The organism is Paraburkholderia ultramafica (genome assembly GCF_902859915.1).
In the GTDB taxonomy this organism is placed as follows: Bacteria; Pseudomonadota; Gammaproteobacteria; order Burkholderiales; family Burkholderiaceae; genus Paraburkholderia; species Paraburkholderia ultramafica.
Window position 1 is genome coordinate 146,522 of sequence record NZ_CADIKK010000005.1, and the last position, 13,278, is coordinate 159,799.

General features: G+C 58.2%; 12 protein-coding genes, 1 tRNA gene and 1 pseudogene. 4 read left to right on the plus strand and 10 right to left on the minus strand.

Annotation, left to right across the window (positions count from 1 at the left end; genetic code table 11):
* Positions 1 to 5: 5 nt before the first annotated feature.
* Entirely contained in the window at positions 6 to 557 is a 552-nt protein-coding gene (locus HV744_RS07220; RefSeq protein WP_175148850.1) for a PadR family transcriptional regulator, read from the minus strand.
* Positions 558 to 955: 398 nt separating this feature from the next.
* On the opposite strand from HV744_RS07220, the gene HV744_RS37180 reads away from it, so the two are divergent.
* Positions 956 to 1,417 carry an AMP-binding enzyme gene (locus tag HV744_RS37180; protein ID WP_343056416.1) on the plus strand — a complete coding sequence of 154 codons (462 nt, stop codon included), beginning with the start codon at positions 956 to 958 and terminating at the stop codon, positions 1,415 to 1,417.
* Positions 1,418 to 1,590: 173 nt separating this feature from the next.
* On the opposite strand, the gene HV744_RS07230 is transcribed toward HV744_RS37180, so the two are convergent.
* From HV744_RS07230 to HV744_RS07240, 3 genes are all read right to left on the minus strand, one after another.
* A complete protein-coding gene (locus tag HV744_RS07230) occupies positions 1,591 to 2,049 on the minus strand; it encodes a LysR substrate-binding domain-containing protein (RefSeq protein WP_175148852.1) in 459 nt (152 codons plus the stop codon).
* A 231-nt stretch (positions 2,050 to 2,280) separates the two neighbouring features.
* Positions 2,281 to 3,726 (minus strand): catalase, encoded by a 1,446-nt coding sequence (locus HV744_RS07235; RefSeq protein ID WP_175148853.1) that lies wholly within the window; start codon positions 3,724 to 3,726, stop codon positions 2,281 to 2,283.
* Between the two features lie 69 nt (positions 3,727 to 3,795).
* Entirely contained in the window at positions 3,796 to 4,506 is a 711-nt protein-coding gene (locus HV744_RS07240; protein ID WP_175148854.1) for an HD domain-containing protein, read from the minus strand.
* Between the two features lie 642 nt (positions 4,507 to 5,148).
* Here HV744_RS07240 and HV744_RS07245 point away from each other — a divergent pair.
* From HV744_RS07245 to HV744_RS07255, 3 genes and pseudogenes are all read left to right on the plus strand, one after another.
* Entirely contained in the window at positions 5,149 to 5,727 is a 579-nt protein-coding gene (locus HV744_RS07245) for an ankyrin repeat domain-containing protein (RefSeq protein ID WP_175148855.1), read from the plus strand.
* Positions 5,728 to 5,923: 196 nt separating this feature from the next.
* Positions 5,924 to 6,319 (plus strand): annotated as a pseudogene (locus HV744_RS37185) (GTP-binding protein); the annotation flags it as partial.
* Positions 6,320 to 6,522: 203 nt separating this feature from the next.
* Complete coding sequence (locus HV744_RS07255; protein ID WP_175148856.1) at positions 6,523 to 6,861, plus strand: SH3-like domain-containing protein; 339 nt, start codon at positions 6,523 to 6,525, stop codon at positions 6,859 to 6,861.
* Between the two features lie 19 nt (positions 6,862 to 6,880).
* On the opposite strand, the gene HV744_RS07260 is transcribed toward HV744_RS07255, so the two are convergent.
* The 6 genes from HV744_RS07260 to clpP form a co-directional block, all read right to left on the minus strand.
* Positions 6,881 to 7,150, minus strand: coding sequence for a cation efflux transmembrane domain-containing protein (locus HV744_RS07260; RefSeq protein ID WP_175148857.1), 270 nt, complete (start codon positions 7,148 to 7,150; stop codon positions 6,881 to 6,883).
* A gap of 618 nt (positions 7,151 to 7,768) precedes the next feature.
* Positions 7,769 to 7,844 (minus strand) — tRNA-Val (locus HV744_RS07265).
* Between the two features lie 57 nt (positions 7,845 to 7,901).
* The gene (locus tag HV744_RS07270) at positions 7,902 to 8,174 is read right to left on the minus strand and encodes an HU family DNA-binding protein (RefSeq protein ID WP_007585907.1); all 273 of its coding nucleotides are present in this window, start codon (positions 8,172 to 8,174) and stop codon (positions 7,902 to 7,904) included.
* Positions 8,175 to 8,512: 338 nt separating this feature from the next.
* Positions 8,513 to 10,939 carry an endopeptidase La gene (gene lon, locus HV744_RS07275; protein ID WP_175148858.1) on the minus strand — a complete coding sequence of 809 codons (2,427 nt, stop codon included), beginning with the start codon at positions 10,937 to 10,939 and terminating at the stop codon, positions 8,513 to 8,515.
* Between the two features lie 200 nt (positions 10,940 to 11,139).
* The gene (gene clpX, locus HV744_RS07280; protein ID WP_006048928.1) at positions 11,140 to 12,411 is read right to left on the minus strand and encodes an ATP-dependent Clp protease ATP-binding subunit ClpX; all 1,272 of its coding nucleotides are present in this window, start codon (positions 12,409 to 12,411) and stop codon (positions 11,140 to 11,142) included.
* 183 nt (positions 12,412 to 12,594) lie between these two features.
* Positions 12,595 to 13,248: an ATP-dependent Clp endopeptidase proteolytic subunit ClpP gene (clpP, locus tag HV744_RS07285; RefSeq protein ID WP_007182010.1), complete on the minus strand. Its 654-nt coding sequence runs from the start codon at positions 13,246 to 13,248 to the stop codon at positions 12,595 to 12,597.
* Positions 13,249 to 13,278: the final 30 nt, after the last annotated feature.

Sequence of the window (13,278 nt, forward strand, 5' to 3'; positions counted from 1 at the left end):
GCTTGCTACCGGGGAACGCCGCGCCTCGCGGTCTCTACGATGGGCAGCACCTCGTGGGCCCATTCGAGCCAACTCTGTTCTGTCATGATGCCGGCGCGCAGCACCGCATGCTGCAGCTTCTGCGCGGTTGACATGCGGCGCGCTGCAAAGTCGCTCTGTTCGATCTCGAGATAGGTGTCCAGTCTGGCCTGGTGCTCTGCCATGAGCCGGCGGATTTCCTGATCAACCCCATGCGGGCCAATCACGGCCTCCGCCCTGAGCTTGATCAGCAGGGCCCGGCTGGCATCGCCATCCGTCACTGGCTCCGACACCCAGCGTGCCAGTTCGGCCTTTCCCGGCGGCAGCACCTGGTACAGCCGGCGCCGCCGCTTTCCCTCTTCGTTGTCGTCGATCGCAAGTATCCAGCCCGCCTCGGCCATCCGGCCGAGTTCGCGATAGATCTGCTGATGGCTGGCATGCCAGAAATAGCCGATTGACCTGTCAAAGCGACGCGCAAGATCGTAGCCGGTGGAAGGCCTTTCCAGCAGCGAAGTAAGAAGGGCATGTTGAATAGACATGGCCGCTATTTTAACGGCTAGCGGTCGGGCCGGGAAAAATCTTGTGCATCCAGTTGCATATCGAACAGCAGCCGGCTATTCTTTATGCAACCAGTTGCATATTAATTGACCGTGCGGCAGCGTGGATTCCTGGAATCATCAATGCACGGCAGCAAGAACGGCCATGCAGCGAGGACGACCGCCGATGGCTCTCATTGAGGAGACCTATATGGAAGAAAACCGATTGTCCGACGCCGCGCAGCGCACGCTGTCAGCCTGGCACCATCTTCTTCAACGCAATGCGATGGACGAACTGGACCCGCTGCTGTCCGACAACATCGTGTTTCGCTCGCCGGTGGCCCACACCCCTTATCCGGGTAAAGCCGCCATCAAGCCACCCGGGTTCGGCTGGCCGCCCCTTGCCGGATGCCGAGGTGCGCATCCCGGACCAGGATGGCAAGGTCCTACCACCAGGCGAGATCGGCCAGATCTACGTGCGCCATCACGCGCTGCCGGACTTCACCTATATCAACCGGCCGCAGGCCCGCCAGGCGATCGAGCGCGATGGGCTGGTGACGCTCGGCGACATAGGCTACCTGGACGATGATGGCTTCCTGCAAATCTGCGACCGCAAGGCCGACATGATCATTTCCGGCGGGGTCAACGTCTATCCGGCGGAGATCGAATCGGTGTTGCTCACCATGCCCGACATTGACGACTGCGCCGTGCTCGGCATACCCCACACCGAATTCGGCGAAGCAATCGCCGCGGCGGTCCAGTCGCATCCCGGCACACGGATCGACGCTGCCGCGGTTGAAGCCTTTCTGCGCGAGCGCATCGCGAACTACAAGGTGCCTCGCATTGTCGACGTCCACCAATAGCTGCCACGGGAAGACACTGGCAAGATCTTCAAGCGCAAACTGCGCGATCTGTACTGGAAGGGCCAAACGCGCCACATCTGAGGGTCAATGCGGGCAAGTTCGCTGACGGCTTCACGCAGGGGCGGCGGGAACAAATCCGATACTACTAAAGCAACCACCGCAGGCGGCTCCTGCTAGTCCCTTCCCCACGGCGGCGCATTCTCGAGATGGACCCGCAGCCACCCCGCTAAAGCAGCGACCTGAGGCAGTTGCTGCCGTCGTTTCGGAAGGAGCGCTTTAAGCCACGTGGCACGCAGCGGAAAATCAAGAAGCAATGACTCGAGCCTACCGTCGGCAACCCCAGCCTTCGCGAGGTACGTGGGAAGGACAGCGATGCCGTTGCCCGCGCAGGCGGCGGCAAACAGCATGGAATTGTCGTTCGCGATCAGCTTCTGCGGCACGTCGACCGCGATAGGACCACGCGGACTTTCAAATTGCCAGGATGGTCCCTTCGGCCTGAAAACCAGACAGTCGTGGTCCGAGATCGCGCGGATGCTCGTTCGACTTCGATTGGAGTGAAATTGGCCACGGCATATGCATTGCTGGACGCGACGACATCGATGGGTTCGGTGATCATTGTGTCTCCAACTCAATGTGAGTCGTCATCACTTTGACATCTGCTCAACACGGCGTCAAGAAAAGTTATACTCCATCACATCACATTGAGATCATGAAGGCGACTGCCGCCGTTACAACTGCTTTGATGCTTCCCATTTGGCTTACGCCAAACATTCGCGGTAGTTCAGGTATGGCACCGGGCACAGGGCGTCCCAATGGGTGTCTTGGACGCCCTGTGTCTTCCGGTCTGATCCTGCCGGCCGCGATCACTTACTCTCAAGCGTCTCGATTGCCCTGGCAACGCCCGAGCCGTAAGCAGGATCCGCCTTAGCGCAGTGCGCGATATGCAACTGCTGGATCGGTTTCGATACGCCGTTGAGCGCTCGCGCCGTGTTATCGAACAAGGTCTGCTGCTGCTCTGCCGTCATCTTGCGGAACAGTGCGCCCGGCTGTGAATAGTAATCGTCGTCGACACGATGGTTCCAGTGATCGGCCAAGCCTTCGATCGACAAAGGCGGTTCGCGATAGTCGGGTTGTTCCTGCCATTCGCCCCGCGTATTCGGTTCATACGGCGTGGCGCCCCCCATATTGGCATCGACGCGCAACAGTCCGTCGCGATGGTAGCTGTGCACGTACTTCGCCCCTCGCGGCGCGTTCACCGGAATCTGATGGTAGTTGACACTGAGGCGATAGCGCTGCGCGTCTCCATACGAGAACAAACGGCCCTGCAACATCTTGTCGGGCGAGAAACTGATACCAGGTATCACGTTGGCAGGGGCAAAAGCGGCCTGCTCAACATCGGCAAAGTGATTGTCTGGATTACGGTTCAGCTCCATCACGCCGACTTCGATCAGCGGATAGTCACTCTTCGGCCAGACCTTGGTCAAATCGAACGGATTGATCGGATAGCTACCCGCGTCCTTCTCCGGCATGATCTGCACATACAAGGTCCAGCGCGGAAACTCCTTGCGTTCAATCGCTTCGTACAGGTCGCGATGGTGCGTTTCTCGATCGCGACCTACAAGCGCTTCGGCTTGCGCGTCCGTCAGGTTTTCAATCCCCTGCTGCGAACGAAAATGGAACTTCACCCAGAAGCGTTCCTGCGCCGCACTAATGAAGCTAAAGGTGTGACTGCCGAACCCATGCATGTTGCGGAACGTCTTCGGAATGCCGCGTTCGCTCATGACGATCGTAATCTGATGGAGTGCTTCCGGCAGTTGCGTCCAGAAATCCCAGTTGCTCTCCGCGCTGCGCAAACCAGTGCGCGGATCGCGCTTGATCGCATGGTTCAGGTCCGGGAATTTCAACGGATCACGCAGGAAGAACACCGGCGTGTTGTTGCCCACCAGGTCCCAGTTACCTTCTTCAGTGTAGAACTTCAACGCGAAACCGCGGATGTCACGCTCTGCGTCGGCTGCGCCGCGTTCGCCTGCAACGGTTGAAAAGCGCGCGAACATCTCAGTCTTCTTGCCGACTTCGGAAAAGATCGCCGCCCGCGTGTATTTCGTAATGTCGTGGGTGACCGTGAAGGTACCGAATGCGCCGGATCCTTTCGCGTGCATACGACGTTCAGGAATCACTTCACGGTCGAAGTGAGCGAGCTTCTCGAGAAACCATACGTCTTCAAGCAGTGCCGGCCCGCGAGGACCGGCGGTGCGAATATTCTGATTATCGACGACGGGTGCGCCAAAAACAGTAGTGAGCTTTTTCATCAGAGATCCTGTATCAACCCGATATGACAGCCTTGGTCATGACCGGTATGAAATTTTCGAAGGTCGGCATCAGTCGCCTTGCGCCGCTGCGCCTGCGTTGCACGTGCAGCCACCATGATGAGCGTGATCGGCGTTACTGTCGTCCCACGCGGAGCCAAGAATGATCTGGCAGAAGTTCAGACGCTTGTACGACGGATCACGAAGCGCGAGCACATCGGCCTTGACGTTGCCGAATGTCGTCTCGGGTTTCTTGATCGTCCCCTGCGCAAACGCATCGATGATGCCGTTCTTGAACGTCTTCTCGCGCGGGTGCGCAGCGACCACCTGGCTGCGTTGTTCGTCGCTGAACTCGTGGTAGGCCAGACCCAGCACGTCCATCTCGACCCCGGCAGTCACGAGCGCGACAACCGGCTTCATGTGTTCGGGGACGCCCGGCGTCGTATGCAGTGCGATCGAAGCCCACACCTGTTCGATGTCGTACTCGTTCATGCGGTGCTGCGTCATGAAATCGCGCGCGGCATTGGCGCCGTCCACTTCAAAGCGGCAACGCTCGCTGCTGTACGCTGGCATCAGGCCCATGTCGTGGAACATCGCGCCGAGGTACAGCAGTTCCGGGTCGTACTTCAGACCCTTGCGGTTTCCGCTCAGCGCTCCGAACAGGAATACCCGCCGCGAATGGTTGTACAGCAAGTCGGTTTCGGTATCGCGTACCAGTTCCGTGGCAGCACGTGCGATTGCGCTATCGGGTATCTTGATGCCTGCGATGATCGTATTGGTCATTTCGATTCCTTCACTGATTAGTGTGTGGAAGACACGTGTCCTCCAGACGTCCGCTTTGTACTCCCTCGACTCCCGTCTGATGAACTGGTGCGAAATATAAAGCGACTATCACATCAATAGGCACAGGTATCCGCAAACCTCTCCTTTCGGAATCGCGAAAAGCAACCCGCGAATAGCCTCTGATGCGTTGTGTTACTCGCGCTTCCGATGGGGTGTCGATGGAAATCAGTATTGAGTAACACCCGGCGGCGGGCAACTTAGATAGACCACCGAATTCTGCCAAGCTTGCAATGTAAGCTGCCATCCGCCTTAGGCACGTCAAGTTGCTGGTCGCAACGGCGCAGCAACGGCAAGCGATGCCGACGTGATTCGCTGCAACAGCGGCCCGCGCAGACACGTGTGTATTTAATGTGTATTCGATGCGAAGGACGGCATCCCGCTTCTCTGCCTTTTCAGCTCGGCCATCGAACTACTTGAATCTATCCGGCAGGCGTGATCCATATCCAGGACACGCGTCCTACTGAACGTATAAGTTCTCCCTATTGGAACGAAATCACTATCGTTGCTATGATTTTTTCATTCTCTGACAGAGACCAGCTTTCCCGATTTCGATGCTTCTTTTACGACTTTTTGGGAGGATATATGGACACCGATGGCGAAGAGCGCGCAACGCCCACGAGCGACGAAATGGGAGAGGTGGCAGCCAAAATATTCGATGCCGCCCGCAGTGGCGAGGCCGATATTTTGCAGGCCGTAATTGAACGGGGCGTTCCTTCGAATTTGCGTAATGAGCGCGGTGACAGTCTCATCATGCTCGCTGCGTATCACGGTCACGCGGATGCCGTCGCGAGGCTGTTGGCGCTGAAGGCCGATCCTAACCTTAGAAATTCAATGGGGCAAACGCCTCTCGCAGGAGCAGCGTACAAGGGATTTAATGAAGTCGTTCGTGTGCTGCTCGAAGGTGGTGCTGACGTTGAAGGAGCGTCACCGGACGGAAAGACGGCGTTAATGATCGCCGCAATGTTCAACCGCACAGAAATCATTGAGCAGCTGCTCGCCCATGGGGCAAACCCCAATGCTCAGGACGTCAATGGTGCCACGCCACTCACGGCTGCACGCTTCATGGGCGCAAAGGACACGATCGCACAACTCGAACAACTCAAGCGCCGACGCTGGACTGGTCGGGCACGGACGGCGGCAGATGCATTGAGCGGGTCTTGAAACCGGCTCTGTTGCACAGTTGCGGTTGAGCTACGGCGACGGCTTCGGATCCTCACCTTTCTCTTCGCACCTTGCCCTCCAGGAACAGCCAGAGAAATAGCAACTCGAATGTTCCATTAACGTGTGCGGTTTACAGACATCGTTTCACCTTTTTGAGCCCACTCGACAACGCAATCGATGGGCGGTTTGCCGGCGAGTGAGCCCTGCGGGCGATGCCAGTAGTAGTCAAGCTGACAGTCCTCGATTCACCAACCCGATCTCATCCTCGGTCGCTGCGCAGGCGGAACCAGAACGCGTTCGGGTTGGTGAGTTGTGGACGTATCTGGATTTTCAATCTTCACCGAATCGACCGCTGCTGGCGCGTTCAGGTGAGCCGCTAGAGCGACTGATCGTCGAAACCTCAGGGTTGGCCGACCCGGCTCCCGTGCTGCAAACGTTCCTTGCCGATCCGGACGTGCGCGAACACGTAGAACTGGAGTCGGTGGTCGCAGTCGTGGATGCGCGCCATTTCCATGAGCAGCTTGACGACGAGATCGCCCGTGAGCAAGACGTGTTTGCGGATCACATCATTATCAACAAAACGGATCGGGTCAGTGCTGAAGAGGTGGCGGATCTCATCGCGCGTATCCGTTCACTTAATCCCACGGCAGCGATCGACGTTGCGCATCATGGCGCGGTTGATGTGAGCACAGTCGTTGGAACACGGCACTTCTCGCTCGACACGTTGCTGTCAGTTGAGCCCAATCTGCTAGCCGAAGATGCTCATGATCATGAGCACGATAACTCGATTGCGTCATGTTCGATGCGTACCTCGAGAAAGGCGATTCAGGTTTTCACGAGCCGCGCTCTCCGGCGTGCTTCTCGGCCGGCGACACGGTGCAAGTTGGTGATCCCGAGGCAGTCGATCACACCCGTTTGCCAGGTTATCTGCGCTGCAAGACCGGCAAGGTGGTGGAAGTCTATCCGGGCGCATTCTCGTACTTCGTTTCAACTGCTGTAGATGGAATTGGTGCGCCGATGCCGGTCTATCGGGTCGCATTCGATGCCGCCGACATCTGGGGCGAAGGCAAGAGTGAACCGAAGACCACGGTCTACGCGGACCTGTACGAAGCCTACCTTCGGCCCGCCATCTAACCAGCACAGAAAGGAATCGTCATGACCCAGCTGTTTCAGTATCAAGACGACCGCGAGGCATCGAGCGCGGCCAAAGTGCGCGCGCTCGAAGCCAGATTGCAATCACCAGCGCGTCGATGACGCCCGCGAACGGGTCCATCCAGAGCCATCCAGATGCGCGTGCCAGCACGAGACCAATGATGGCCAGCACCGAAACGGCCGCGTCCGTCATGACGTGAATGTAAGCAGAGCGAATGTTGCGGTCCCGGACAGCGGCTTCGTGAACGTCGCCATGGCCGGGCTCGTGCACTTCGAACTCGACCGTATGGTCGCCGTCTGGCAGACGAACGATGCACTTGACCGCGTGCGGGTCCGGGATTTCTTCTGTCGACTCAAGGCAACCTCCCCGATCTGCAAAGCTGACCGACTACTGCGTTCCATCGGGTCGTACAGCCATGACAGAAGCCGACTGTATTGGCAGCTTCGAGATTGCAGTCTCAGGCGCGATGCGGAAAACACGCGGCACACGCTCCTCGGATGTTGGAGTTCGTTTCAGCCAGCTGCATTGCCGCGACACGCCCCGACACGCGAAACAGACCTCATTACTCGATACTCATCTGCGCTGGACCACTCGCCTCAGCACTCAGGGTATCAACAGTCGACACGAGGCTCGCAGGACAGGTTGCGATTCGCCGCTGCCCACCGGTCCATCCGGCAACAATGGGTGTGCCTGGACCGCGGTGGCCGACGGCGGGGGGACAGCACTCAAAATACAACGATAAAAGTCCGGCTTTTGCCGGATTTCATTGGACGTTTTCTTGATCGGCGACAGGTAATAAAAAACCCGCAGAGCCAATAGCCATGCGGGTTTGAGCGGATTACTCCGGACATCTGTGAACGCTTCAGGACGCCCTTCTGAATCTGAAACTGGTGGGTGCTGAGAGGCTCGAACTCCCGACCTACGCCTTGTAAGGGCGCCGCTCTACCAACTGAGCTAAGCACCCGTTTCGCGATTCAGCGTGCTTCTGTTGCGGCCTGATGCTTCCCAAGCAGCAAGCCCGTTAGTTTAGCGCATCCTTCAGAGCTTTGCCAGGCCTAAATTTAGGAACTTTCGCCGCCTTGATTTTGATAGCAGCACCGGTGCGCGGATTGCGGCCTGTGCGCGCGGTGCGCTTGCCGACCGCGAACGTGCCGAAACCGACCAACGTCACCGAACCGCCCTTCTTCAACGTACCTTTGACGCCACCGATCACTGCATCGAGTGCACGGCCTGCCGCAGCCTTCGAAATGTCGGCTTGCTGTGCAATGTGATCGATCAATTCCGTCTTGTTCATTCCAACCCCCGAGAATGTTTATGGCAATCGTGACGGTGCTCTTTAGCACCTGGCATCACGCGGCTGGCGGGTAACGCCGAGCCGCCTCATTAGAATTGGCCGAAACCCTTATGTCAAGCGGGGTTGAGCCTGATTTTGGGCGTTTTTAAGGAGGTTTGTATCACCAGATATTGCCTGTAATCAATGCACACGTATTCGGCTGGTATGCACTTCGCATATTATTCAAAACGTGGGAAAACATTCGCCCTTAAGCGCACTGCAAAATCGCGCGGGCAACAAAAAACCCGCGGCCGTGACCGCGGGTTTTTGTCCAGCAAAGAGCTTCGTTGCTGACTGCTTTAGTGCTTCACGACTTCAGTTGCGGCGGTGTCTTTGCCTGGCTCCGCTGCAACAGGCGTAGCAGCAGGCTTCGGCTCTTCTTCCGGCAACGCTTGCGGCACACGTTCGAGCGCCAATTCAAGCACCTTGTCGATCCAGCGGACCGGCACGATTTCGATCGCGTTCTTCACGTTGTCCGGAATCTCCGTCAAGTCCTTGACGTTTTCTTCCGGAATCAGCACCAGCTTGATGCCGCCGCGATGCGCCGCCAGCAGCTTTTCCTTCAGGCCGCCGATCGGCAGGACTTCACCACGCAACGTGATTTCGCCCGTCATCGCGACATCGGCACGCACCGGAATACCGGTCAATACCGACACCAGCGCGGTTGTCATCGCGATACCGGCCGAAGGACCGTCCTTCGGCGTCGCGCCTTCCGGCACGTGGATGTGAATGTCCTGCTTCTCGAACGCTTCGTCCTTGACACCCAGACGACGCGAGCGCGAGCGCACGACCGAGCGCGCTGCTTCGACGGATTCCTTCATCACGTCGCCGAGCGAACCCGTGCGGATCACAGTACCCTTGCCCGGCATCACTGCGGCTTCAATGGTCAGCAGATCGCCGCCCACTTCCGTCCACGCAAGACCCGTGACCTGGCCAACCTGATTTTCCTTGGCAGCCAGACCGAAGTCGTACTTGCGCACGCCGAGGAACGTGTCGAGATTGCTGCCGTCGACCTTCACCGCGCCTTCCGCCTTCTTCAGCAGAAGCATCTTCACGACCTTGCGGCAGATCTTCGAAATTTCACGCTCGAGCGAACGGACGCCCGCTTCGCGCGTGTAGTAACGAATGATGTCGCGGATCGCGGTTTCCGTCACATCGACCTCGCCATCCTTGAGGCCGTTGTTCTTCTTCTGCTTGGGCAAAAGATAACGTTGCGCGATGCTGACCTTCTCGTCTTCCGTGTAACCCGACAGACGGATCACTTCCATCCGGTCGAGCAACGGCGGCGGAATGTTCAGCGAGTTCGACGTCGCCACGAACATCACGTCCGACAGATCGAAGTCGACTTCGACGTAGTGATCGGCAAATGTGTGGTTCTGTTCCGGATCGAGCACTTCCAGCAAGGCCGACGACGGATCGCCGCGGAAATCCTGACCCATCTTGTCGACTTCGTCGAGCAGGAAGAGCGGATTGCGCACGCCGACCTTGGTCAGGCTTTGCAGAATCTTGCCGGGCATCGAACCGATGTAGGTACGACGGTGGCCGCGAATCTCGGCTTCGTCGCGCACGCCGCCGAGCGCCATGCGCACGAACTTGCGGTTCGTGGCGCGAGCGATCGACTGGCCCAGCGACGTCTTGCCGACACCCGGAGGCCCAACGAGGCACAGGATCGGCGCTTTGACCTTGTCGACACGTTGCTGGACCGCGAGATACTCGAGAATGCGTTCCTTCACCTTCTCGAGACCGAAGTGGTCTTCGTCGAGCACGCGCTCCGCATTCGAGAGGTCGTTGTTGACCTTGCTCTTCTTGCGCCACGGCAAGCCGATCAGCGTATCGATATAGTTGCGCACGACCGTCGCTTCAGCCGACATCGGCGACATCAGTTTGAGCTTCTTCAGCTCGGCGTCGGCCTTCTTCTTGGCTTCCTTCGGCATGCGGGCAGCCGTGATGCGCTTCTCGAGTTCTTCGAGGTCCGCACCTTCTTCGCCTTCGCCCAGTTCCTTCTGGATCGCCTTGACCTGTTCGTTCAGGTAGTACTCGCGCTGGCTCTTCTCCATCTGGCGCTTCACACGCCCGCGGATGCGCTTTTCGACCTGCAGGATGTCGATCTCGGCTTCGAGTTGCGCGAGCAGATGCTCGAGTCGCTCGATCACCGGGAACATTTCGAGGATGTGCTGCTTCTGGTCGAGCTTGAGCGGCAGATGCGCCGCGATCGTGTCGGCCAGACGCCCGGCTTCGTCGATCCCCGACAGCGACGTCAGGATCTCCGGCGGGATCTTCTTGTTCAGCTTCACATACTGGTCGAACTGCGACACGATCGCGCGGCGCAGCGCTTCGGTTTCGGCGCTGTCGGCATGGTCGGGTTCGAGCGGCATGACTTCGCACGAGAACTGCGTTTCCTGCTCTTCGATGGAAAGCGTTTTCGCACGCTGCAAACCCTCGACGAGCACCTTCACGGTGCCATCGGGCAGCTTCAGCATTTGCAGGATGTTGGCAACACACCCTACTTCGTACATGTCCTTTTCGGTCGGCTCATCTTTCGCAGCCGTCTTCTGGGCGACGAGCATGATGTGCTTGCCGCCTTCCATCGCTGCTTCGAGAGCCTTGATCGACTTCGGGCGCCCTACGAAGAGCGGAATCACCATGTGCGGGAAGACGACTACGTCACGCAGCGGGAGCAGCGGGAGCGTAATGCGTTCCGGCGGGAGGAGTTGGGTTCCTGACATTTCATTTCCCCATGAGTGGAATCAGTTCGTTCGATAGGTGAGGCCAGCAGAAAATATTGCAAGCCTCCGCGTGTGGGAAAAGTTCAGTGACTCCGAAGGTTCAGTGACTCCATAGTGAAAACAACCATCCTGACCACACGATAAACGAAAAAGCCGTTCACGTCGCCATGAACGGCTTTTTTGCAGAACCCGAAAGCCGATCAGTTCGAACCCGCGACCTTGGGCGCGTCTTCGTAGATCAGCAGCGGTTTGCCGTCGCCGTCAATTACGTTGTCGTCGATGATGACCTTGCTGACACCTTTCATTTGCGGCAGGTCGTACATCACATCAAGCAACGCCTGTTCCAGGATGGAGCGCAGACCCCGCGCGCCGGTCTTGCGGCGGATCGCTTTGCGCGCCACGGCCTGCAACGCAGCCGGACGAATCTCCAGCTCGACGCGTTCCATATTGAACAGCTTGTGGTACTGCTTCACCAACGCATTCTTCGGTTCGACGAGGATTTTCATCAACGCCGCTTCGTCGAGCTTGCCGAGTGTGGCAACCACCGGCAAACGGCCAATCAGCTCGGGAATCAGGCCGAATTTGATCAGATCTTCCGGCTCCACTTCGCGCAGCACTTCGCCCGCGTCGCGGTCCTGCTTACTCTTCACGCTCGCGCCGAAACCAATACCCGTCTTCTCGGTGCGGTCGACGATGACCTTTTCGAGGCCGTCGAACGCGCCACCGCAAATGAACAGGATATTGGTGGTGTCGACCTGGATGAAGTCCTGATTCGGATGCTTGCGGCCACCCTGCGGCGGCACCGACGCCATCGTGCCCTCAACCAGCTTGAGCAATGCCTGCTGCACGCCTTCGCCCGACACGTCGCGGGTGATGGACGGGTTGTCGGATTTGCGGCTGATCTTGTCGATTTCGTCGATATAGACAATGCCGCGCTGGGCCTTGTCGACTTCGTAATTGCAGTTCTGAAGCAGTTTCTGGATGATGTTCTCGACGTCCTCGCCGACATAGCCGGCTTCCGTGAGCGTGGTTGCATCGGCAATCACGAACGGGACGTTCAGAAGGCGCGCGAGCGTCTGCGCGAGCAGCGTCTTGCCGGAGCCGGTCGGGCCGATCAGCAGGATGTTGCTCTTGGACAGCTCGATTTCGTCTTTCTTGTCGAGATGCTTGAGGCGCTTATAGTGGTTGTACACCGCGACCGCGAGAATTTTCTTCGCGCGTTCCTGGCCGATCACGTACTGGTCGAGGATTTCACGGATTTCCTGCGGACTCGGCAGATCGGACTTGGACAAGCCCGCCTCGATACCCGCGCCGGCAGCTTCGTCGCGGATGATTTCGTTGCACAGGTCGATACATTCATCGCAGATGAACACGGACGGGCCGGCAATCAGTTTCTTGACTTCATGCTGGCTCTTGCCGCAAAACGAGCAATACAACAGCTTTTCGCTGTTAGAACCTTTCTTGTCCGCCATAGATGTGTGAGCCTCCGGACACTCAATTACATGATACGCCGTTTGCCCCCGCCTCGCAGTTGGGGCGCGGCGGAGCTTGAGCCAAGGTGACGGCGTTTGCCGCAGGCACTCGGACGAATATTGATTATTTCACAACCGATCCGGCCACGGTTTTGCCCCAATTCGGGGCAAAACCGCACCAGATCAAGGACGCTTGTGCGCGACCTGGTCAACCAGACCGTAAGCTTGCGCATCATCGCCGGACATGAAATTGTCGCGGTCGGTGTCGCGCGCAATACGCTCGACCGGCTGGCCCGTATGGTGCGCGAGCAGATGATTCAGCCGTTCCTTCAAATACAGGATTTCGCGCGCCTGGATTTCGATGTCCGACGCCTGACCGCGCGCGCCGCCCAGCGGCTGGTGAATCATCACGCGCGAATTTGGCAGCGCGAAACGCTTGCCCTTCGCACCCGCCGCCAGCAGGAACGCGCCCATGCTGGCCGCGAGACCCATGCACAGCGTCGAGACGTCCGGCTTGATGAACTGCATCGTATCGTAGATCGCCATGCCGGCCGACACCGAGCCGCCCGGGCTGTTGATGTAGAAACTGATGTCCTTGTCCGGATTCTCGCTTTCGAGAAACAGCATCTGCGCGACGACGAGATTGGCCGTCTGGTCGTTCACTTCGCCGACCAGGAACACGATGCGTTCCTTCAGCAGACGGGAATAAATGTCATACGAGCGCTCGCCCCGGCCGCTCGTTTCCACGACGATCGGCACCAGTCCGAGCGCCTGCGCTTCGAGATCCCGCGACGACTGGGAGGTCAACGTGTCCAGCATTTGAGCGCGAAAGGTCATGCAATGGATCCTTGTCTGGAGATATTCTAG

What these genes read in the sequence shown, in the direction of transcription:
- HV744_RS07220 (WP_175148850.1), bottom strand. Translation starts at nt 557, where the DNA reads ATGTCTATTCAACATGCCCTTCTTACTTCGCTGCTGGAAAGGCCTTCC.
- HV744_RS07235 (WP_175148853.1), bottom strand. Translation starts at nt 3,726, where the DNA reads ATGAAAAAGCTCACTACTGTTTTTGGCGCACCCGTCGTCGATAATCAG.
- HV744_RS07240 (WP_175148854.1), bottom strand. Translation starts at nt 4,506, where the DNA reads ATGACCAATACGATCATCGCAGGCATCAAGATACCCGATAGCGCAATC.
- HV744_RS07245 (WP_175148855.1), top strand. Translation starts at nt 5,149, where the DNA reads ATGGACACCGATGGCGAAGAGCGCGCAACGCCCACGAGCGACGAAATG.
- HV744_RS07255 (WP_175148856.1), top strand. Translation starts at nt 6,523, where the DNA reads ATGTTCGATGCGTACCTCGAGAAAGGCGATTCAGGTTTTCACGAGCCG.
- HV744_RS07270 (WP_007585907.1), bottom strand. Translation starts at nt 8,174, where the DNA reads ATGAACAAGACGGAATTGATCGATCACATTGCACAGCAAGCCGACATT.
- lon (WP_175148858.1), bottom strand. Translation starts at nt 10,939, where the DNA reads ATGTCAGGAACCCAACTCCTCCCGCCGGAACGCATTACGCTCCCGCTG.
- clpX (WP_006048928.1), bottom strand. Translation starts at nt 12,411, where the DNA reads ATGGCGGACAAGAAAGGTTCTAACAGCGAAAAGCTGTTGTATTGCTCG.
- clpP (WP_007182010.1), bottom strand. Translation starts at nt 13,248, where the DNA reads ATGACCTTTCGCGCTCAAATGCTGGACACGTTGACCTCCCAGTCGTCG.